The 21395-nt window shown below is 41.5% G+C and carries 19 protein-coding genes and 1 rRNA gene; 16 read left to right on the forward strand and 4 right to left on the reverse strand.

Annotated elements, in window-relative coordinates; translation table 11 throughout:
- Positions 1–45 precede the first annotated feature (45 nt).
- From glyA to CWC17_RS01410, 10 genes are all read left to right on the forward strand, one after another.
- A complete protein-coding gene (gene glyA, locus CWC17_RS01365) occupies positions 46–1302 on the forward strand; it encodes a serine hydroxymethyltransferase (protein WP_138611894.1) in 1257 nt (418 codons plus the stop codon).
- A 103-nt stretch (positions 1303–1405) separates the two neighbouring features.
- Positions 1406–1855, forward strand: coding sequence for a transcriptional regulator NrdR (nrdR, locus tag CWC17_RS01370; RefSeq protein WP_004586861.1), 450 nt, complete (start codon positions 1406–1408; stop codon positions 1853–1855).
- 2 nt (positions 1856–1857) lie between these two features.
- The gene (ribD, locus tag CWC17_RS01375; protein WP_138611895.1) at positions 1858–2991 is read left to right on the forward strand and encodes a bifunctional diaminohydroxyphosphoribosylaminopyrimidine deaminase/5-amino-6-(5-phosphoribosylamino)uracil reductase RibD; all 1134 of its coding nucleotides are present in this window, start codon (positions 1858–1860) and stop codon (positions 2989–2991) included.
- 16 nt (positions 2992–3007) lie between these two features.
- A complete protein-coding gene (locus CWC17_RS01380) occupies positions 3008–3661 on the forward strand; it encodes a riboflavin synthase (protein WP_055015326.1) in 654 nt (217 codons plus the stop codon).
- 29 nt (positions 3662–3690) lie between these two features.
- Positions 3691–4803 carry a bifunctional 3,4-dihydroxy-2-butanone-4-phosphate synthase/GTP cyclohydrolase II gene (gene ribBA / locus CWC17_RS01385; RefSeq protein WP_138611896.1) on the forward strand — a complete coding sequence of 371 codons (1113 nt, stop codon included), beginning with the start codon at positions 3691–3693 and terminating at the stop codon, positions 4801–4803.
- A gap of 101 nt (positions 4804–4904) precedes the next feature.
- Complete coding sequence (gene ribH, locus CWC17_RS01390; protein ID WP_004586865.1) at positions 4905–5369, forward strand: 6,7-dimethyl-8-ribityllumazine synthase; 465 nt, start codon at positions 4905–4907, stop codon at positions 5367–5369.
- Positions 5370–5384: 15 nt separating this feature from the next.
- A complete protein-coding gene (gene nusB / locus CWC17_RS01395) occupies positions 5385–5795 on the forward strand; it encodes a transcription antitermination factor NusB (RefSeq protein ID WP_004586866.1) in 411 nt (136 codons plus the stop codon).
- 94 nt (positions 5796–5889) lie between these two features.
- A complete protein-coding gene (thiL, locus tag CWC17_RS01400) occupies positions 5890–6864 on the forward strand; it encodes a thiamine-phosphate kinase (protein WP_138611897.1) in 975 nt (324 codons plus the stop codon).
- A complete protein-coding gene (locus CWC17_RS01405) occupies positions 6861–7346 on the forward strand; it encodes a phosphatidylglycerophosphatase A family protein (RefSeq protein ID WP_024031690.1) in 486 nt (161 codons plus the stop codon). The genes thiL and CWC17_RS01405 overlap by 4 nt, the downstream gene beginning before the upstream one ends.
- Before the next feature lie 37 nt (positions 7347–7383).
- Positions 7384–10470, forward strand: a complete 3087-nt coding sequence (locus CWC17_RS01410; protein ID WP_138611898.1) for a ligand-binding sensor domain-containing diguanylate cyclase — start codon at positions 7384–7386, stop codon at positions 10468–10470.
- A 133-nt stretch (positions 10471–10603) separates the two neighbouring features.
- Here CWC17_RS01410 and dxs read toward each other — a convergent pair whose 3' ends face one another.
- From dxs to CWC17_RS01425, 3 genes are all read right to left on the reverse strand, one after another.
- Entirely contained in the window at positions 10604–12466 is a 1863-nt protein-coding gene (gene dxs / locus CWC17_RS01415; RefSeq protein WP_138540914.1) for a 1-deoxy-D-xylulose-5-phosphate synthase, read from the reverse strand.
- Positions 12467–12568: 102 nt separating this feature from the next.
- Positions 12569–13456, reverse strand: a complete 888-nt coding sequence (gene ispA / locus CWC17_RS01420; protein WP_138540915.1) for a (2E,6E)-farnesyl diphosphate synthase — start codon at positions 13454–13456, stop codon at positions 12569–12571.
- A gap of 2 nt (positions 13457–13458) precedes the next feature.
- Positions 13459–13701, reverse strand: a complete 243-nt coding sequence (locus CWC17_RS01425; protein ID WP_138611899.1) for an exodeoxyribonuclease VII small subunit — start codon at positions 13699–13701, stop codon at positions 13459–13461.
- Between the two features lie 316 nt (positions 13702–14017).
- Between CWC17_RS01425 and pomA the strand changes: the two genes are divergently transcribed.
- The 4 genes from pomA to CWC17_RS01445 all read left to right on the forward strand — a co-directional run bounded on the left by pomA (position 14018) and on the right by CWC17_RS01445 (position 18414).
- The gene (gene pomA, locus CWC17_RS01430) at positions 14018–14785 is read left to right on the forward strand and encodes a flagellar motor protein PomA (protein ID WP_004586874.1); all 768 of its coding nucleotides are present in this window, start codon (positions 14018–14020) and stop codon (positions 14783–14785) included.
- A 2-nt stretch (positions 14786–14787) separates the two neighbouring features.
- Positions 14788–15708 carry a flagellar motor protein MotB gene (locus CWC17_RS01435; RefSeq protein ID WP_004586875.1) on the forward strand — a complete coding sequence of 307 codons (921 nt, stop codon included), beginning with the start codon at positions 14788–14790 and terminating at the stop codon, positions 15706–15708.
- A 204-nt stretch (positions 15709–15912) separates the two neighbouring features.
- Complete coding sequence (locus CWC17_RS01440; protein ID WP_138611900.1) at positions 15913–16428, forward strand: hypothetical protein; 516 nt, start codon at positions 15913–15915, stop codon at positions 16426–16428.
- 45 nt (positions 16429–16473) lie between these two features.
- On the forward strand, positions 16474–18414 hold the full coding sequence (locus CWC17_RS01445; RefSeq protein ID WP_138611901.1) for a DNA topoisomerase III: 1941 nt from the start codon (positions 16474–16476) through the stop codon (positions 18412–18414).
- 22 nt (positions 18415–18436) lie between these two features.
- Here CWC17_RS01445 and CWC17_RS01450 read toward each other — a convergent pair whose 3' ends face one another.
- Positions 18437–19750 carry a M20 metallopeptidase family protein gene (locus CWC17_RS01450; protein ID WP_138611902.1) on the reverse strand — a complete coding sequence of 438 codons (1314 nt, stop codon included), beginning with the start codon at positions 19748–19750 and terminating at the stop codon, positions 18437–18439.
- 94 nt (positions 19751–19844) lie between these two features.
- On the opposite strand from CWC17_RS01450, the gene CWC17_RS01455 reads away from it, so the two are divergent.
- Positions 19845–20702, forward strand: a complete 858-nt coding sequence (locus CWC17_RS01455; protein ID WP_138540919.1) for a tetratricopeptide repeat protein — start codon at positions 19845–19847, stop codon at positions 20700–20702.
- A gap of 615 nt (positions 20703–21317) precedes the next feature.
- A 16S ribosomal RNA gene (locus tag CWC17_RS01460) occupies positions 21318–21395 on the forward strand; the annotation flags it as partial.

A 21395-nucleotide genomic window follows, 5' to 3' on the forward strand; every position in this document is an offset into this window, starting at 1 on the left:
TAAAGCCTCTAAAAAACACCATACACGTTGCCCTAGGAGACCCCAATGTTAGAACGTAGCATGAATATTTCGGATTTTGATCCAGAGTTATTTGACGCGATAAACAAAGAAACTGCTCGCCAAGAAGAGCACATTGAATTAATTGCATCAGAGAACTACTGTAGCCCACGCGTACTAGAAGCGCAGGGTTCACAGCTTACAAACAAATACGCAGAAGGTTACCCGGGCAAACGTTACTATGGCGGTTGTGAGCACGTAGACGTTGTTGAGCAACTTGCAATCGATCGTGCGAACGAGTTATTTGGTTCTGACTATGCGAACGTTCAGCCTCATGCAGGCTCTCAAGCTAATGCCGCTGTTTTTTTAGCGTTATTAGAAGCCGGTGACACTGTACTTGGTATGAGCTTAGCTCATGGTGGTCACTTAACGCATGGTTCACACGTAAGTTTCTCTGGTAAGCTATATAATGCTATCCAATATGGGCTAGATGAAGTAACCGGCGAAATTGATTACGTACAGGTAGAAGCGCTAGCACTAGAGCATAAACCAAAAATGATTATTGGTGGTTTTTCTGCATACTCAGGTATTGTTGATTGGGCTAAATTCCGTGAAATTGCTGATAAAGTAGGTGCTTACTTATTTGTTGATATGGCTCACGTTGCAGGTTTAATTGCCGCGGGTGTTTACCCAAGCCCAGTACCTCATGCGCATGTTGTAACAACAACAACCCACAAAACATTAGCAGGCCCTCGTGGTGGCTTAATTATTTCTGCATGTGGTGACGAAGCAATTTACAAAAAGCTTAACAGCGCTGTATTCCCTGGCGGTCAAGGTGGACCTTTGTGTCACATTATTGCTGCAAAAGCAGTGGCATTTAAAGAAGCACTACAACCAGAGTTTAAAACATACCAAGCACAAGTTGTTAAAAATGCACAAGCTATGGTTGCTGTTATGCAAGAGCGCGGCTACAAAATCGTTTCAGATAAAACAGAAAACCACTTATTCTTACTTGATTTAATCGATAAAGATATCACAGGTAAAGATGCAGACGCAGCGCTTGGTAATGCAAACATTACCGTGAACAAAAACTCTGTACCAAACGATCCTCGCTCACCGTTTGTTACTTCTGGTTTACGTATTGGTTCACCTGCAATTACCCGTCGTGGCTTTAAAGAAGCTGAGTCTAAAGAGCTTGCTGGCTGGATTTGTGACGTGTTAGACAACATCAACGATGAGTCAGTACAAGCGCAAGTTAAAGAAAAAGTTAAAGCAATTTGTGCAAAACTACCTGTATACGCTTAATTGCATAAGCAGCAGTAATTTAGATCACAACCACTTAGTTTTTTGCTAAGATAAAAGGCCGCTAAATAGCGGCCTTTTTTGTTTAAAACGGAAGTACCTAGTTATGCATTGCCCATTTTGTACCGCAAAAGATACTAAAGTTATTGATTCTCGCCTTGTTGGCGGAGGCCACCAAGTTCGCCGTCGTCGTGAATGTAACGAGTGTCACGAGCGATTTACTACCTTTGAAGGCGCCGAGTTAGTTATGCCTCGTGTGATTAAACAAGACGGTAGCCGAGAACCATTTAACGAAGACAAGCTACTAAATGGCCTTAATCGCGCCCTAGAAAAACGCCCTGTAAGTACTGAGCAAGTAGATGAAGTGGTTAATATTATCAAATCGCAGTTGCGTGCTACCGGTGAGCGAGAAATATCGAGCCACTTGGTGGGGGAGTGCATAATGGAGGCGCTTAAAAAGCTTGATAAAGTCGCCTACGTGCGGTTTGCCTCTGTGTATCGCTCGTTTGAAGATATACGCGAATTTGGTGAAGAAATTGCCCGTTTAGGGGAGTAGTAATGCAAAGCCAAATACCGTTTACCGAACAAGATGAAATGTATATGGCGCGGGCCATCGAACTTGCGAAAAAAGGGCGATTTACAACTACCCCGAACCCCAATGTAGGGTGTGTTTTAGTTAAAGATAACCACATAATTGGTGAGGGGTTTCATCAATTAGCGGGGCAGGGACATGCTGAGGTTAATGCGCTTGCTGTAGCAGGTGAAAATGCAAAAGGCGCAATAGCTTATGTCACGCTTGAACCGTGTAGTCACTTCGGGCGGACTCCTCCTTGCGCAGAAGCTTTAAAATCGGCAGGTGTAGTAAAGGTGATTGCTGCGATGGTCGATACTAACCCGCAAGTAGCAGGCAAGGGGCTTAAAATACTTAGCGATGCTGGTATTGAGGTTGCTTTTGGGCTGTTAGAGAAGCAAGCACGCGCACTTAATTTGGGGTTTTTTAAGCGTATGGAGCAGGGGCTGCCGTACGTAACGTGTAAAATGGCCGCTAGTATTGATGGTAAAACTGCGCTTAAAAATGGACAAAGTAAGTGGATTACTGGCTCAGCTGCGCGACAAGATGTTCAGTTACACCGAGCACAAAGTTGCGCTATTTTAACCGGCGCCGATACGGTTATTACGGATGATGCTAAACTTAATGTAAGGTTAAACGAACTCCCAGAGGCTTTACCTACCGAATTACCTCTTCGCCAACCTGTGCGTGTTATCATTGACTCGCAAAATAGGCTTACACCAGAGTTGGCATTATTCAATACTCAAAGTGATATAATAATATTTACTACCAAGGTTGATAAATCAGCGCAATGGCCACATTTTGTAAGGCATATAGAAGTGCCACAGCACAATAACAAAGTTAATTTAACGTCTGTTTTAGCGCACCTTGCTAAATTGCAATTTAATCATGTTTATTTAGAAGCGGGTGCTACACTTGCCGGTAAAATGACAGAGCTTAATTTAATAGACGAATATATATTTTATCTAGCGCCAAAATTAATGGGGGGCGATGCAAAAAGCTTAGTTAATTTTGCACCGCTGACAGATATGCAAAATACCGTTAATTTGACGTTTACAGAGTGTGTAAAAATAGGCGATGACTTACGTATAACCGCTATAAAACACATTCCAACCACTTAATTTAAAGAGTAGGGCTATGTTTACTGGAATAATTGAAGCCACAGGCAAAATTGCGCTATTACAAAAAAAACAAGGCGATTTAGCCATTCGCATTCAAAGCGCTAACCTTGATATGAGCGATGTAAAGCTAGGTGATAGCATTGCCACTAACGGTGTATGCTTAACCGTAGTCGATAAGCACATTGATGGCTTTAGTGCCGACTTATCAAATGAAACTATCAGCCTCACTGGGTTTGCAAATTATAATATTGGCCAAACAGTTAATCTAGAAAAAGCCATGCAGCCGGTTTCGCGTTTAGGGGGGCACTTGGTCTCTGGTCATGTTGATGGCATTGCCACCATTACCGCTATTACGAGTAATGCGCGCGCAACAGAGTACTGGTTAAGCACAGATGAAAACTTAATGAAGTACATACCTTATAAAGGGTCTGTATGTATAGATGGTATAAGCCTGACAGTAAACGCTGTCCAAGGTAATGAATTTAAATTAACCATAGTGCCGCACACAAGCGAGCAAACTACCATTGCTGATTTTAAAGTGGGCACACGCGTTAATTTAGAAGTTGACCAAATTGCACGTTATTTAGAGCGCCTTATTAAAGGGGCTGAGCAGCCAACGGGCTCAGACATTTCAATGAGCTTACTAGCTAAAGCTGGTTTTGTTAAATAACGACACTGATAACTTACACGAGCAAATTTATGAACTTACACAGCGCACAAGAAATCATCGATGACATTAAAGCCGGTAAAATGGTTATTTTAATGGATGACGAAGACAGAGAAAACGAAGGCGATTTAATCATTGCTGCGGAGCATATTAGCGCCGAAGCCATTAATTTTATGGCCACTCATGGCCGTGGCTTAATTTGTTTAACCATGACACAAGAGCGCTGCCAACAGCTTGATTTACCATTAATGGTAAAAAATAATGGTGCTGCGTTTTCTACTAATTTTACTATGTCGATTGAAGCAGCCAAAGGCGTAACAACCGGTATATCGGCAGCTGATAGAGCGCGTACAGTTCAAGCGGCAATAGCAAAAGGCGCTGTACCTAGCGATATAGTACAACCAGGACATATTTTTCCTATTATGGCGCAACCTGGTGGTGTTTTAACGCGCGCAGGCCATACCGAAGCCGGTTGTGATTTAGCACGGTTAGCGGGCCTTGAAGCCTCATCGGTTATTGTCGAAATTCTCAATGCCGATGGCACTATGGCACGTCGCCCTGATTTAGAAGTCTTTGCTAAAGAGCATGGTATTAAAATTGGCACGATTGCAGATTTAATTGAGTACCGAAACCTTAACGAAACCACCATAGAGCAAGTGGCGAAGTGTAAGTTGCCCACCGAGCACGGCGAGTTTGATTTAGTAACTTACAAAGACACCATTGACGGCCAACTGCATTACGTATTGTTAAAAGGCGAAATTAAAGAAAACGAGCCAACTCTTGTGCGTGTACACTTACAAAGTACCTTTAACGATATTTTACTCTCGGACAGAAGTGCGGATCGTAGTTGGGGGCTTTCAGATGCAATGGCGCACATTGCACAAAACAATGGTGCATTGGTTATTTTAGGCAAGCAAGAAAGCACCGAAGAGTTAGAGGCCACGGTAAAAGCATTTGCTGCTGCCGACGCTGGTGAGAATGTTACGCCGCGTAAATTTAAAGGCACATCACGTACTGTTGGTGTGGGCTCGCAAATACTGGCTGATTTAGGTATTAAGCAAATGCGCTTAATGAGCCGTCCTAAAAAGTACCATGCACTTTCGGGCTTTCATTTAGAAGTGGTTGATTACGTTGAGCCACAATAAGGGCTGTGCTTTTAACTAGTCTATTTTTTTATTTTTATGGTATGATGCGCAGCAATTTTTGCGCAATCGCAACCGCTTGAACATATTTTTAGGGTTATCAAATGAAAATTATTGAAGGTAATAAGTACGCTCCAGGCAAAAAATTCGCTATTGTTATTTCTCGTTTTAACGATTTTATTGGTAGCAGCCTACTTGAAGGTGCTGTTGATGAACTAAAGCGTACTGGTGGCGTAGCCGATGATGACATTACCGTTGTGTATGTACCCGGTGCAGTAGAGTTACCTTTAGCGGCAAAACGCATTGCGGCAAAAAAAGAGTATGATGCAATCATCGCATTAGGCGTAGTGATCAGAGGCGGTACACCACACTTTGACCTCGTTGCTGGCGAATCTAACAAAGGCCTTGCGAATGTATCGCTTGAGTATGATATCCCGGTTGCATTTGGCGTATTAACCACAGAAAGCATTGAACAAGCAATTGAACGCGCTGGTACCAAAATGGGTAACAAAGGCGGCGAAGCGGCATTAGGCGCGCTTGAAATGGTTAATGTGTTAGATAAAATTTAAGTTTAAGGAATTTTTGTGAAACCAGCAGCAAGACGTAAAGCACGTATCTTAGCACTTCAAGCCGTTTATTCTTGGCAATTAAGTGGCAATTTAATTGCCGATATCGAGCAACAAATGTTGATCGAAAACGACGTGACTAAAATTGATGTTGAATACTTTAAAGATTTAGCGCGTGGCGTTGCCGTTAATTATAAGCAACTAGATGAAGCTGTCTCTCCGCATTTAACACGTCCATTTGATGATTTAGATATGGTAGAGCGTGCAATTTTACGTTTAAGCGCGTATGAGCTTAAATTCCGCGAAGATGTGCCATACAAAGTAGCAATCAATGAAGGCATTGAGCTTGCTAAAATATTTGGCGCTGAAGACAGCCATAAATTTGTAAACGGTGTACTTGATAAAGCTGTTAAGCATTTACGCAAGTAATACTAACTTTGCTAAAGCGCTCTACTTAAGAGCTTAGCTTTAACAGTTAGTACACGTTAAAAAGGAGAGCCGGCATAGGTCGGCTTTTTTGTGTATGAAGGAATTTGAATTAATAAACCGCTACTTTAAAGGTCGTGGTATAACTCGTCGTGATGTAAGCCTAGGAATAGGGGACGACTGTGCATTAGTTACCGTTCCGCAAAACTGCCAACTGGCAGTAACAACTGATACGCTTGTATCGGGTGTTCATTTTTTTGATGACATTTCTCCCCGAGCATTAGGACACCGAGCACTGGCCGTAAATCTAAGTGATTTAGCAGCCATGGGAGCAGAGCCTACTTGGGTGTCGGTGGCATTAACCCTACCAAATATTAACCAGCAGTGGATTGAAGAATTTACTGAGGGAATGCACGAAATTGCTGAGTACTTTAATGTACAAATAATTGGTGGCGATACTACACAGGGCCCTTTAACCGTTACTATATGCGCTAAAGGCACAGTGCCAGAGGGCAAAGCTTTACGCCGTGCAGGTGCTAAAGTGGGCGACTGGGTATGTGTAACCGGCACACTAGGTGATGCAGGTTTGGCTATTGAATCTCGCAAGCGTGGCCTTAGTATTGAGCCTGAGCACTTAAAGTACATAAATAGCCGCTTTGATTACCCAACGCCGCGTGTTGCTGCAGGGCAAGTATTACGAGGCCTTGCTTCATCAGCCATTGATGTGTCTGATGGCCTTATAGCGGATTTAACCCACATACTTGATATGTCACAAGTCAGTGCCAGTATAAATATCGAAAACATCCCAACCTCAGACGCTATGCGTTCAAGCCTGAGCTTTGAGGCGCAATTGCCGTATACTTTAGGCTATGGCGATGACTACGAATTACTTTTTACTGTCTCTGAAGATAATAAAAGCATGTTGGAGCTTAAATTACGCCAATATGGCGTAGAAGCAACGTGCATAGGGCAAATAAAAAGTGGCGAAGGGCACATTGAGCTTTTGCACCACGGTGAAAAATTTAATTTTGAGCAACAGGGCTTTGAGCACTTTGCCAAGGAGCAGGTTTGACTAGCAAAAAACAGTTTAATTTAAAGCGCCCACACCAGTTATTTGGCCTAGGGTTTGGCACTGGCCTTGCGCCTGTTGCGCCAGGCACCTTTGGTACATTTGCTGCTTTGCCATTTATTTTTATGACCATGTATTTTCCGCTTTGGCTACAAATCGTGTTTGCTGTGGTTATTAGTATTTTTGGTATTTGGGCGTGTGGCAAAACCGCCGATGATTTAGGTGTGCACGACCACCCAGCCATAGTGTGGGATGAAGTTGCAGGTTATTACATTACGATGATCGGCGCAGCGCTTAGTTGGCAAACCTTGCTTGTAGGCTTTTTATTATTTAGATTTTTTGATATTGCCAAACCAGGCCCGATTAAAACGCTCGATAAGCGAATGGACGGTGGTGTGGGTATAATGGCTGATGATGTACTTGCCGGTATTTTTTCACTTATTTGTTTGCAAGCGTTAATAAAAGCAGGTTTACTACCCTTTTAATTTTTGTGTTTTATTTGTTTAATTAGGTGGCAGCAAAATGATGCGATTTTTACTGGTATGTGTACTTATGTTGTGTGCCATGCCAAGTTGGGCTTCTATTACTGATTACGTTGTTAAGCAATGGAATATTAAAGATGGTTTGCCCTCGCAATCGCTTAAAAGTGTTGTGCAAGATCAGCAAGGCTATATGTGGGTCGGAACGCAATTTGGTCTTAGCCGTTTTGACGGCACAACTTTTACTAATTACAACACACAAAATAGTCCTTTTTTACCAAGTAATGGTATTAATAAATTGCTCATAGATAGTAATGGCTATTTATGGGTAGGCACTAAAAGTGGCTTGGTGGTTATAAACCCGCAAACGCTTGCCGCACAAGAATTTAATATTAAAGGCCCAGTTAGAGACATATTAGAAGATGCCAAAGGCAGCATTTGGATTGCAGCTAATGGGCTTTATTATGTAGACCGCAACCAAGTCGATTTACGTGATAAAGCGAACGAACTCGTTCCTATTGTTAATGCCACCGTGATCACCCAAATAGTGGGGTCGGTTAGTCAAATGGCGCTTTCTCCAGAGGGGATTTGGCTGGTTAACGACCGTCATTTACTACGCTTAACTAAAAGCGCCTCTGATTTTTCAAAACTCAGGTTGGAGTTAACAGCCAAGGTATCATTGCCAGAGCGGTTAGCACAAACCATTGTTCATGATCTGTCTTTTTTAAATGGTAACTTATACTTAGCCTCTGAACTGGGTGCCTACTTTTTAGATTTAGACGATGAGCTAAGACCTTTCCCGCTGCCGAATGCGAATAACTCAGCTGTGTATAAATTTATGAGCGACACCAATGGTGGCTTATGGGTTTCTACGTATGGACGACTGCTTTTTAGAGCTAAGTCGGGTGAGTGGCAATGGGTTGAGCCAAGTCAGCTTGATCAAAGTATTTGGTTTGCCGATATTTACCGCGATAGCCAAAATAATATTTGGCTTGCAAGTTTTAGCGAAGGCTTATGGCTTGCACACGAAGGGCGTATAGAACGCCACTCTGCTTTATCGCAAATGACTGAGGCCGTTATGGCAATCAGCCAAGCGCCCGATGGTAATTTATGGGTGGCAAATAAAAGTGGTATTGGGTATTTCGATTTAAATAAAAACTTTGTCAATAAAATACCCAGCGCGCAATTTGGGCGTGCAACCGTACACGATTTACAGTTTGATGGCTCACGTTTATATATCGCAACCGGACGAGGGCTGTTTTTTTACGAGCAAGATAAACTATACAGTTTTCCGGGCAGAGCCCTGCGCGACAACCCTGTATTTGCTATTAGTCCATCAAGCAAAGGGGGCTTTTGGATAGGTACAGGGCGTGGCTTGTATAGGCTGAGTTATGGCGGGTTAACACCCTTTGCATACAATGCCTTTTTAGGCAGTAAATTTATAACTTATGTGCTTGATAAAGCAAACTTTGGTGTAATAGGTACCAGTAAAGGCGCGTATTACTTTACCGACCGTGGCATTGAAAAAATAGGTGACCAAACCTCGCTCGAAAGTGCATACATCACCAGCGTATTACACATAGATGGGGTAGGTATTTTAATAGGCTCGCTTAACGACGGCCTATTTTACAGAAGTTTACAAGGGTATTGGCGACAGTTAGATGCAGCCAACGGCTTACCCTATGGTTCTATTTTTAGCTTAGAGTATGACGAAAACTACAAGCGTGTATGGGTAAGTACCATGAAAGGTGTTTACCGTATGCCAGTAGCGCAATTTAAAGGTGATGTGTCGAGCCTAAAAGTGGAAGAGGTTATTTCTTCTTTTGACAGGCAACTTGATGGTAAAGCAAGCCAATGTTGTAACGGTTTAGGGCATGATGCTGTTGCCATGACAGATTATTCAATTTGGTACCCAAGCTTACAAGGCATTGTAGAAATACCTAAAAATACCGAGCTATTTGGCTTAAATGTATTAAAGCCTAAAGTAGAAACACTAACCACACCACTGCGTGCGTTAACTACCGCTGCATTAGGCGAAAAACCTCTGCTAGATACCGATGAGCGCGATATAACGTTAAAGTACACCGCCATCGATTATTATGCACCAAACAGTATTGAGTTCAGATATAAGTTAAGTGGTTTAGATAGCGATTGGCGCTATGCTAATGCACGCCGAGAGGCCATTTATACAAATTTACCTGCAGGGGCTTTTTTATTCGAACTTGAGGCAAAACGTCAAGGCGAAGATTGGGATAGAGCACAAACTGCCGAGTACGCATTTGTTGTACCGCAGCGTTTTGACGAGACTATTTACTTTAGGCTACTCATTGTTAGTGGCTTTATTTTACTATTTTACTTTATTTTTTGGGTATTTAGAGCGCAAGAGCGACGCAAGCAAGAAGTACTCGAAGCCCTGGTTACAGAGCGTACATTAGAGCTGCGCCAAGCCAATGACAAGCTGGGCCAAGTAAACTCACAACTTAAACTTGTTAGTCACTCAGATGAGCTTACAGGGCTTCGTAGCCGTCGCTTCTTATTTGATCAGCTTCCTAAAGATATTGAGCACTTTCAACGTAATGCGCAGTCTTTACAAGCGCAAGGCAAGTCACTTGTGCTGCTTATTATTAACTTTGATAATTTCAGCCGTATAAACGATGCATATGGACCAATCGCAGGGGATAGCTGCTTACAACAAATGGCAGCGTTACTTAATTCGCGTACCCAAGGCTCTGATTATGTAGCACGCTGGAGTGGGGATGAATTTTTATTATTACTGCGCGACTTTAAGTGCAACATGATTGACAGTTATGCCTCTGATTTATGCCAAGCAATTGCATTAAATTCGTTTCAACTACCGAACGGTAAAACCACCAATATAACAGCGTCATTAGGGTGGTCTTTTTACCCACTGCCACTTTTAGGTGGGCAAGTAATTAGTTGGGAAACGTCGATAAACTTAGCCGATATAGCGCTTCATCAGGTTAAAAAACGCGGTGGTGATGGTGTCGCTAATATTACGTTTGATAAACAGTTAGATGCGTTTGAGTTTGAGCAAAATTCGAATGTAGATCAGCAGCTGGGTATTTTACAAAGTAATGGCTTAGCAGATATTAAAGTGTGGATGCGATAAAGTTTAATCGATACCTTTTATATGCGTGTTGCTATTGATAGATAAACTAAACCTATGAAGTAATGAGAAAGCTAAGCTGTACAAGACTTAGCTAAAAAGAAAGGAGCTTAAAAGCTCCTTTCTTTTTGTTTAATTAAGCGATAAAAGATTTTATTGAATTTAAAATGCCTTGTTCGCCTAAGCCCATTTCATCGTGCATTTGCGCTTGTGTGCCGTGCTTAATAAATTCATCAGGAATACCTAAGTTAAGCACTTTTAGGCTGGCTTTTTGCGCTGCTAAATATTCATTAACAGCAGAGCCAGCGCCACCACTAATAGCGTTGTCTTCAAGTGTTACTATTACATCATGAGTTTGGCTAAGCTCATCTAATAAACGTGTATCAAGTGGCTTAATAAAGCGCATATTAACTAGCGTTGCACCTAGCTCATTTGCAGCAAGTTGGGCGTTTTCAAGCAAAGTACCAAAGGATAAAATAGCAATTTTAGCGCCGTGCTTAATGGTATGAGCTTTACCTAGTTCTAATAGTGTCATTTCGCTTTGAATATCGGCAGTACCGGCACTACCGCGTGGGTAGCGAACTGCTACAGGGCAATTAGCCTTATAACCGGTGTAAAGCATATGGCGGCACTCGTTAGTATCACTTGGGGCCATAATAACCATGTTGGGAATACAACGCATAAAGCTTAAGTCGTACGCACCTTGGTGTGTTTCGCCGTCGGCGCCCACAATACCTGCGCGGTCTATAGCAAAAAGCACAGGTAGTTTTTGCAGTGCAACATCGTGAATAAGTTGATCATACGCACGTTGTAAAAAGCTCGAGTAAATAGCTACAACGGGTTTTAACCCTTCACAAGCAAAACCGGCAGCCAATGTAACAGCGTGTTGCTCTGCTATAGCTACATCGAAATACTGCTCTGGATGTTCTTTTGAAAAACGCACCATACCTGAGCCTTCACGCATTGCCGGTGTAATAGCCATTAATTTTTTATCTTGCTCGGCCATATCACACAACCAATCACCAAACACCTTAGAGAAAGTGGCGGCGCCAGGTTTAGATTTAGGTAAGCTTGATGTATTAGGGTCGAACTTTGGTACACCGTGATAACCAATAGGATCAGCTTCTGCCGGTTTATAGCCTTTTCCTTTTTGCGTTTTTATATGTAAAAGCTGGGGCCCTTTCAAATTACGCATATTACGTAGTGTATCTACAAGCATATTTACATCGTGGCCATCAATGGGGCCAATGTAATTAAGACCTAGTTCTTCAAAAAAGGTACCTGGAATAACCATCCCTTTTAGGTGCTCTTCTACTTTACTGGCAAGCTCTTTGACAGGAGGCACGCCAGAGAGTAACTTTTTACTGCCTTCGCGAATATTTGTGTAAAAGCTGCCAGATAAAATACGCGCAAAGTGATTGGTTAACGCACCGACGTTTTCAGAAATCGACATTTCGTTATCATTTAAAATGATTAACATGTCAGATTTTACATCGCCTAAGTGGTTCATGGCTTCAAATGCCATTCCTGCTGTAATGGCGCCATCGCCTATAACGGCAACGGTTTTACGGCCTTTGCCTTCTTTTTGAGCTGCAATAGACATACCGAGCGCAGCTGAAATAGAGGTGCTTGAGTGCCCAACACTAAACGTATCGTATTGGCTTTCTTCACGAAAAGGGAAGGGGTGTAATCCATCTTTTTGACGAATTGTGTGCATTAAATCGCGTCGGCCCGTTAAAATTTTATGCGGGTACGCTTGATGGCCCACATCCCACACTAGGCGATCTTCTGGTGTGTTATACACATAATGAAGCGCAACGGTAAGCTCAACAGTTCCTAAACCAGACGCTAAATGGCCGCTACTTTGCGAAACAGAGTTGAGTAAATAGTCTCGTAACTCGTTGCTAAACGCAGGGAGTTTATCTTGCGCTATGTCGCGTAAGTGGGCTGGTTCGTCAACCAAGTTAAGTAATGGATACTTGCTACTATCAAGTGTCATGGTATTTATTTTATCCTTCGCTAACAGCGGTGCTAACTTAGTCGTTGTTACCGCTGTTGAGTAATAATGTCAGTGCTAAATGGCAATACGTATATGTAACACTCAATGGTCACGTTTAATCAGGTAGTTTGCCAACGCCGCTAAAGTAGAGGTATCAGCATCTATTTTGTTTAATGCCTGATGTGCTTGCTCTATTAAATTTTGCGCCATTTGTTTGGCACCTTGCATACCTAATAGGGCCGGATAAGTTGCTTTATTAGCAGCTAAATCAGAGCCTTGTGGCTTACCTAAAGTAAATGTGTCACCTTCAACATCTAAAATGTCGTCGTGCACTTGAAATGCCAGCCCTATAGCATACCCAAAAACACTTAAGTTTTCTAAGGTTTGTTTGTCTGCTTTTTCGCTACATAATGCACCTAAAGTAATGGCACAGTTTATTAAAGCACCCGTTTTTAATCTATGAATTCGTTCAAGCTGTTGTACTGTAATCACTTTATCTGTAGCTGCAATATCTAACCCTTGCCCGCCTACCATGCCTTCAAGCCCGGATGCTTTAGCCAGTGCGCTGATCATTTTTACTTGTGTTGTCGCGCTGCAAGTAAAATTATGAGACGAAATAAGCTCAAAGGCTAATGTTTGTAGTGCATCGCCCGCTAAAATTGCATGCGCATCATCAAACGCTATATGGCAAGTTGGGCGCCCGCGGCGAAGGTCGTCGTCATCCATGGCTGGTAAATCATCGTGTACTAACGAGTAGCTATGAATACATTCAATAGCAGCAGCAAGGGTGTCTAGATCTTGCTTATTAGCTCCGAGCATTTCACCACTTGCGTAGACTAAAAAGGGACGTAAACGCTTGCCACCGTTAAATAAGCCGTAATGCGTGGCTTCTTTTACTATGTGTGCGGTATCAAGGGGTTGATCAAAGTACTGTTGCAGGGTCTTTACGACATCTTGTTGAGCACATTCTATTTTTTCTTGTATGCTCACGGTTATTCCACTTCATTATTAAAGGAAGTCAGCGCTGCTTTTTCATCATTACCCATTAAAATAGAGACTTTTTGCTCAGCTTGTTGCAACTTGCCCATTGAGGCGTTTGCTAAGGCTATACCACGCTCAAATTGTTTTAACGACTGTTCAAGCGATAAGTCACCTTGTTCCATGTCACCGACAATGGTTGATAATTCTTCGAGAGCTTGTTCAAAACTTAGGTTTTCAGGTTTTTTAGTCGCCATGTTTAATTTCAGCCAGCATGATAAATTTAGGAGCCAATTTTAGGGGGAATGCTAAACTAGGTCAAAGGATGATCGCTGTTTTTTAAGTTATATCAGTTTAAATCGTATTTTTATAACGTATAAGATGCGTATTAGCCCCCACTGTGTACAATAAAAATTAATTAGTCGCTAGGCGAGTAGGGTATCTTGATCTAAAATTAGGCAAAACACAGTGTTTTACACTTTTTTCAAAAATGGCTTAAGTATTTCAGTATCTTGCCGATAAGCAGTTAATAATAAAAGTTTGAATAACAAAGTATAATACTTTGGAGGAAATGTGGATTTAGCAACCATAATTGGGATCCTTGGCGCAATTGGTTTAATTGTCATGTCCATGTTTATGAGTAGTAGCGGCGAAATGGGGATGTTTGCCGATGCACCTTCTAGCGTAATTGTATTTGGTGGCTCACTATTTATAGTGTTATCAAACTTTACCTTGTCGCAGTTTTTGGGCATAGGTAAGGTTGTTGGTAAAGCATTTATGTTTAAAATCGAATCGCCAGAAGAGCTGATTGAAAAAGCAGTTGAACTTGCTGATTCGGCCCGTAAAGGCGGTTTTTTAGCCCTCGAAGAAGCTGAAATACCAAACCCTTTTATGCGTAAAGGTGTCGATATGCTCGTTGATGGCCACGATGCTGATGTAGTGCGTGCCACGCTTCAAAAAGACATTTCTTTAACTACAACTCGTCACGAATTGGGCGCCGGGTTATTTAAGTCACTTGCCGATATAGCCCCTGCAATGGGTATGATAGGAACGTTAATAGGCTTAGTTGCTATGTTATCTAACATGGATGACCCTAAAGCCATCGGCCCCGCAATGGCGGTTGCCTTGTTAACTACTCTATATGGTGCCTTTTTAGCAAATGTTGTGGCTATTCCTATTCAGGTAAAACTGGAGCTTCGTAAAGACGAAGAAGCGATGAATCAGCGTTTAATACTGGATGCTATTTTAGGTATTCAAGATGGCCAAAACCCGAAAGTAATTGAAGGTATACTGAAAAACTACCTTGCTGAGTCTAAGCGCAAAGTAGATACCGAGGAGTAACCATGTCTGATCAAGAGTGCAAATGCCCACCACCAGGTCTGCCCGCTTGGATGGGAACATTTGCCGACTTAATGTCGCTTTTAATGTGCTTTTTTGTACTTTTGCTCGCGTTTTCAGAAATGGATGTACTTAAATTTAAGCAAATAGCAGGCTCGATGAAGTTTGCTTTTGGTGTTCAAAATAAAATAGAAGTAAAAGACATTCCAAAAGGAACGTCAGTTATTGCTATGGAATTTACCCCAGGTAAGCCTGAACCTACCCCGATAGAAACCATACAACAGCAAACCGTTGAAATGACCCAGCAAATGTTAGAGTTTCAAGCGGGCGATGAAAGCTCCGCTGGTGGTAGACAAGAACAACGTGGCGATAAACGTGGTGGCGAGTCACGTAGTACATCTCAGCAGCAATCTTCAGAGCAAGCAACTTCAGCCGCTGATCAAGAACAAACTAACGAGCTAGTGAAAAAAATAGCGCAACAGCTCGAAAAACAGATTATCGATGGTGCAATCGAGCTTGAATCTTTAGGGCAGCAAATCATTATTCGTATCCGTGAAAATGGCTCATTTCCCTCTGGCAGTGCTTTTTTACAACCCAAGTTTAAGCCCATAATTCAAGATATTGGTGAGTTATTAAAAGATGTACCTGGTGAAATTACGGTATCGGGTCACACCGATGATTTTCAGGTTTCTAACGAGTTATATATTAATAACTGGGATTTATCGTCAAAGCGTGCTGTGGCGGTAGCAAGCGAATTACAAACGGTACAAGGGTTTGATAAAAACCGCATGATGGTAGTAGGGCGTGCTGATACTCGCCCACTTGTGCCTAACGACTCTAATGAAGACAGGCGTAGGAATCGCCGAGTAGAAATATCAATCTTACAAGGTAAGGCTAAAGAGTCAGACCCTATTGATGTGCGCTAGGTTATTGCCTGGCGTTATACTTTATTTAATTAGTTTCATTTTAAGGTACTTTATCCCTTGAAGTATCTTGGCAATCTCATCATTTTAGCTTACAGTACATTTCTTTAACATATGTAATGGAGTGCCTGTGAAAATAATCAGTAAATATTGCGATATGCCGGGAAATGGTTCTGGTGGTGACGATGATAAGACTAATGAATAACAATGCCAATATGGTTAAGTGAGTTACATTCTTTTCTTGAGCTAAGTTGGGTTTTATTTTTACTCCCTGCTATTTTTATTTTCTACCTAAGAAAAGATTATTTAGCGCTCAGGTTTGTATGTATCACGAGTGCTTTTTTCTTATTCGGCGCTTTTATATATGAGCCTTTAAAAGCGTTGGATAAAGGTATAAACATATACAGATACGTTGTTTGGGCTTTTAATGATATTGCTTGGATGGCACTCATTGCTTACCTAGGTTTAAAAGATAAAGTTTACTTATGGCAATCTGTATTAGGTCAGCTTGTGGTTATTATGGCGCCTATATTACAGCTATTTAGAGTTGTAGATCGCCATTTATGGGATTTATCTTATAGCTCTTTAATGTATAAAACGCTTTTGCCACTCATTAATATTTCTACTGTTGTAGTGTGCTATCTCCCTCTTATTTATATTTTAGTTAAAAATAAAGAATACCCGATTAATAGTAAATATAAAAACTCCCCACCCTTAAAATAGCTGTGCTAAACTACTGTTTATATAAACAGTTAATGAGCAGCTCCCATGAAACTCTATATCGCAGAAAAGCCATCACTTGGCAGAGCTATTGCTGATGCACTGCCTAAACCACATAAAAAACACGATGGCTATATAGAAGTGGCTAATGGTGACTGTGTCTCGTGGTGTATCGGGCACTTATTAGAGCAAGCTGAACCTGATGATTATGATGCGCGTTTTAAAAAGTGGCAATTTGAACACCTTCCCATAGTGCCAGAGCAGTGGCAGCTCAAGGCAAAAACGAAAACGCGTAAGCAATTAACTATTTTAAAAAAGCTAATTAAACAGGCATCAGTGCTGGTGCATGCGGGCGATCCCGATAGGGAAGGCCAATTGTTGGTTGATGAAGTCATAGAGCAAGCCAAAATAAGTAAAACCAAAAAGCAAAGTATTCAGCGTTTGCTAATAAGTGATTTAAATCTAGCGGCGGTAAAAAAAGCACTCCACCACATGCGCTCAAATCGTGAATTTATTCCGCTTAGTGTGTCGGCGCTTGCGCGTTCACGTGCAGATTGGCTATTTGGTATGAACCTTACGCGTGCTTATACGCTGGCGGGGCAAAAAGCTGGCTTTGGCAATGTGTTGTCGGTGGGTCGCGTACAAACCCCAATTTTAGGTTTAGTGGTTAATCGGGATAACGAAATAGCTAACTTTGTGTCAAAACCATTTTATGACGTGTTGGCGCATTTAATAACTCCTGAGCAGCAAAGCTTTGTGGCCAAATGGGTACCAAGCAAAGCCTGCGAACCGTATCAAGATGAAGAAGGGCGTGTATTAAATAAAGCACTTGCAGAAAATGTCGCCTCGCGAATAGCCAATCAACCGGCTGAAGTCACTGCGCTCGAGCAAAAACAAAAAAAACAAAGCGCGCCGCTGCCTTATAATTTATCGGCACTACAAATAGATGCTGCAAAGGCATTGGGTATGGCAGCTCAGCAAGTACTCGATATTTGCCAAACGCTCTATGAGCGTCATAAGTTAATTACTTACCCTCGTTCCGATAATCGTTATTTGCCTAAAGAGCATCATTTAGATGCGCCTGCAATTTTAAAAGCAATTGCAGCTAATGGCGGTCAAAGTACTGAGTTTGTGAATGGGGCAGACGCTAAAAAACGTAGCAAATGTTTTAACGATGCAAAAGTTGCTGCACACCATGCAATTGTGCCTACCGCCAAACAACTAAAAACAGCGACTCTGGCGCCTGATGAAGCAAAAGTATATCAACTTATTAGCAGGCATTACTTAATTCAGTTTTACCCCGATTATATTTATAACGAAACTAAAGTAGAGGTAACCATTGCGGGAGGTTTATTTAAAGCCAATGCAAAGCAAGATGTAAGCCTAGGGTTTAAGGTATTAATGGGCAAAGCCGAGCTAAAAGATGAAGCAACCTTGCCTCATTTAACAAAAGACATGGCGCTTAACTGCACTAAAGGTGAAGTTATAGAAAAACACACTACGCCACCGTCTCATTTTACTGATGCAACATTGCTAAGTGCCATGACCGGCATTAGTCGTTATGTAAAAGATTCACAAATTAAAAAAATACTCAAAGAGACTGATGGATTAGGTACAGAGGCTACCCGCGCAGGCATTATTGAATTACTATTTAGGCGCCGTTTTTTAAAGCGCGAAGGTAAATCAATTAAAGCCACACAAACAGGCCTGGCACTTATTAGTGTTTTACCAAAGGGCTTAGCTAGTCCCGATTTGACCGCTAAATGGGAGGCGAGCTTAGGCAACATTGCTCAACAAACAATGAGCTACCAACAATTTTTACAACCACTGCTGGTGGAGCTTGAAGGTTTTGTACAGCAAGCAGCTAGTTGTGATAGTCATGTATTTTCAAAGCTACCTAAAGCTCCGCCTAAAAAGCGCTTTGCTAAGCGTGGTAAAAAAACACCATTTAAAAAAACAAATTATAAAAAGAGCTCAGCAACCACTTAATTGCTGAACTCTCAAATACGGCTTACTTTTTATTAAATAACGCGACTGCAGCGTTACTCATGGCTTTTATACCGGTCGGTAATGCTACTTTATAATCTGGCGCAAATTTACTTGAGTGTAATGAGGGAAGTGTTTGGTTACTTTTCATCGCATTTGTATATTGCTGTTGGTTTACTCCACCTAGCCAAAATAACGTAATAGGAATGTTTTCGTCAGTTCTACCGTACAGCCCAAAATCTTCACCAGCCATAACCGCTTTTGTCTCAAGTACATTAGTTTCGCCAATTGCATCAGCAATAGCGATCCTAACAATATTAGTTTGCTGAGGGTTGTTGTAAGTAGATGGAATAGATTCATCTTCATGAACGTGAACAACAGGGTAGTGCGAATTAGTAAGGCCTGCACTTTGAGCAATACCGGCTGTAATACGTTTTATAGCGGCTATTTGCGCCGTACGCACCTCTGGGTTGTAGCTTCTAAGCGTAAGCTGAAGTTTTACTTCATCGGAAATCACATTATGCTTTGAACCACCATGAATAGATCCCACAGTCACAACAGAAGGCTCAAGTGGAGAAAGCTCGCGACTTGTGATTGTTTGTAATGCTAATACCGTACGCGCAGCAATAACAACTGGGTCTACGGTAGTGTGCGGGTAGGCGCCGTGTCCGCCCTTGCCTTTTATAGTTATATCTACTGAATCAACACTTGCCATGGTGTATTCATTTTTCATTGATACCTTACCCGCAGGCACGCTGGCACTCACGTGCAGCGCAATAACATGATCAGGCTTAGCATATTTACTAAATAAGCCTTCACTTAACATGGCTTTTGCGCCACCGCCAACTTCTTCTGCAGGTTGAGCAACCATCATTAACGTTCCTTGCCATTTATCTTTGTGAGCAATAAGTTGCTCAGCAGTACCAATAAACGAGCTCATATGTATATCGTGGCCACAGCCATGCATTACACCTACTTTATTCCCGTGCTCATTGGTCACTTGTACTTTAGATGCATAAGGTTTACCGGTTTGCTCTGTGATTGGTAGGCCATCTGTATCAGTACGAATCATTATTGTAGGGCCGGTGCCATTTTTATAAATCCCTACCACACCATAGCCGCCCACATTATCTGTTACATCAAACCCAAGTTTTGTTAATCGCGATGCTATTTTTTGACCAGTTTCTTTTTCATGATATGAAAGCTCTGGAGATTGGTGTAAGTCGAGGTAAAACTTTTCAATAGCTGGTATACTCTTAGTTAAATCTAAGTTTAGGGGCTTAGCATAAGTAAGTGGGCTTGCTATCATAAATGCTGCAGCTAGATAGGTGATTTTCATGTTTTCCCTCATTATTTGAAAGTATTTAATACTTGTATTTATTATGTTCGTCTCCATATAAAAACCTAAATAAATGAATATGGCAATTAATTCAATGAGCAACATAGTTAGTATCAACGCACAAAACCTTCAGCAAGTACTCGGTGAAACATCACAACAAAAGTTGGTGCTGCTTAACTTCCACTCGCCACAAAGTCCTGAGTGTATTAGCCAAATCGGCATATTAGAAAATTTAGCTACGCAATATAAAGACCATATTGTAGTGGCTAACCTTGATTGTGACGCAGAACAAGCACTTGCCTCGCAATTAGCGCAGCAGGTTGGTTTGCAAACCTTACCTACACTTGTATTGTTAAAAGATTCAGCCCCAGTCGATTTATTAGCGGGCGTGCAAACAGACGCGCAAATTCGCGAAGCCCTGAGTAAGCATTTACCAGCGCAACAGGACCTACTTCTTGAACAAGCAAAACAAGCATTGTTAAAGTCGGATCTAAATGCTGCATTTAATTACGCAAAGCAAGCGTATGAAATAGACAGTGCAAACGCCCGTATAAAGCTTGTATTAGCTGATATATGTATTCAAATACATAAGCTAGATGATGCTCAAGCACTTATTGATACAATTGACGCCCAAGAGCAAGATGCTTACTTTCATAACATAAAAGCAAAATGCGAAGCGGCCCTCGAAGCTACCGACTCGCCAGAGATAAAAGAAAAGCAATCTCAAGTAGAAAAGTACCCAAATGATTTAGACTTAAAAACAGAGCTAAGCCAATTGCTAAATGATGCAGGACGAAAAGAAGAAGCACTCGAAACACTCTTCAGCGTACTTAAAAAGGATCTTAACTTTAATGACGCTAAAGCAAGCTTTTTAGCAATTATCGCTTCTCTACCAGATGGAGATGCACTTGCAGCGAAATACAGAAGAAAGCTATATAGTATTTTGTATTAATACGCTTAGTTAATAAATTAACTAAAAAGCACCTATAAGGTGCTTTTTGCGTTTTATACATCGTTATATTTAAAACAAACTTGGCTTTGTATATAGGTTTAGTTTGTTTTTTGTACTTATTTTGGCTCTTTAGAGTGAAAAATACACGAAATAGCTTTTATTTATAGTTTTTATTAAAAAACGCTTGCGTAAAAATCCGTTCTCCCTATAATGCGACCCCACTGAGACGGCAGAGCAGGCAACGCTTAGCGAGGCAAGCAAACCACTTAGTGAGTCGAGTAAAACTTCGTTTTAAAAACTTTCAAGTTTAACAAAATTAAGTGTTGACAAAAAAATAGGAAAGCGTAACATGCGCAGCCCTAGCGAGATAAGGTTTAACGCTTTAATCGCAACGTTCTTTAACAATATAAAGCAATCATCTGTGTGGGCACTCGTACAGATTGAGTTCTAACAGCCAACCTACTTCGGTAGTGAGGCAAACAAATTTAGAGTCTCAATTGAAACTGAGTGACCAACAGCAATAAATTTATTTATTGCAGCACAGTCAATTCAATATCGAAAGATATTAAATAAATTCAGAATTCATTGAGCTGTTCTTCGGAACATAAAAACTTTTAATTGAAGAGTTTGATCATGGCTCAGATTGAACGCTGGCGGCAGGCCTAACACATGCAAGTCGAGCGGAAACGAAGC

It is taken from the genome of Pseudoalteromonas sp. S3785 (assembly GCF_005887365.1).
Taxonomy (GTDB): Bacteria; Pseudomonadota; Gammaproteobacteria; order Enterobacterales; family Alteromonadaceae; genus Pseudoalteromonas.

What these genes read in the sequence shown, in the direction of transcription:
- CWC17_RS01410 (WP_138611898.1), top strand. Translation starts at nt 7,384, where the DNA reads ATGATGCGATTTTTACTGGTATGTGTACTTATGTTGTGTGCCATGCCA.
- thiL (WP_138611897.1), top strand. Translation starts at nt 5,890, where the DNA reads ATGAAGGAATTTGAATTAATAAACCGCTACTTTAAAGGTCGTGGTATA.
- CWC17_RS01380 (WP_055015326.1), top strand. Translation starts at nt 3,008, where the DNA reads ATGTTTACTGGAATAATTGAAGCCACAGGCAAAATTGCGCTATTACAA.
- CWC17_RS01435 (WP_004586875.1), top strand. Translation starts at nt 14,788, where the DNA reads ATGTCTGATCAAGAGTGCAAATGCCCACCACCAGGTCTGCCCGCTTGG.
- CWC17_RS01455 (WP_138540919.1), top strand. Translation starts at nt 19,845, where the DNA reads ATGAGCAACATAGTTAGTATCAACGCACAAAACCTTCAGCAAGTACTC.
- ribBA (WP_138611896.1), top strand. Translation starts at nt 3,691, where the DNA reads ATGAACTTACACAGCGCACAAGAAATCATCGATGACATTAAAGCCGGT.
- glyA (WP_138611894.1), top strand. Translation starts at nt 46, where the DNA reads ATGTTAGAACGTAGCATGAATATTTCGGATTTTGATCCAGAGTTATTT.
- ribH (WP_004586865.1), top strand. Translation starts at nt 4,905, where the DNA reads ATGAAAATTATTGAAGGTAATAAGTACGCTCCAGGCAAAAAATTCGCT.
- CWC17_RS01440 (WP_138611900.1), top strand. Translation starts at nt 15,913, where the DNA reads ATGCCAATATGGTTAAGTGAGTTACATTCTTTTCTTGAGCTAAGTTGG.
- CWC17_RS01450 (WP_138611902.1), bottom strand. Translation starts at nt 19,750, where the DNA reads ATGAAAATCACCTATCTAGCTGCAGCATTTATGATAGCAAGCCCACTT.
- dxs (WP_138540914.1), bottom strand. Translation starts at nt 12,466, where the DNA reads ATGACACTTGATAGTAGCAAGTATCCATTACTTAACTTGGTTGACGAA.
- ribD (WP_138611895.1), top strand. Translation starts at nt 1,858, where the DNA reads ATGCAAAGCCAAATACCGTTTACCGAACAAGATGAAATGTATATGGCG.
- CWC17_RS01445 (WP_138611901.1), top strand. Translation starts at nt 16,474, where the DNA reads ATGAAACTCTATATCGCAGAAAAGCCATCACTTGGCAGAGCTATTGCT.
- CWC17_RS01425 (WP_138611899.1), bottom strand. Translation starts at nt 13,701, where the DNA reads ATGGCGACTAAAAAACCTGAAAACCTAAGTTTTGAACAAGCTCTCGAA.
- nrdR (WP_004586861.1), top strand. Translation starts at nt 1,406, where the DNA reads ATGCATTGCCCATTTTGTACCGCAAAAGATACTAAAGTTATTGATTCT.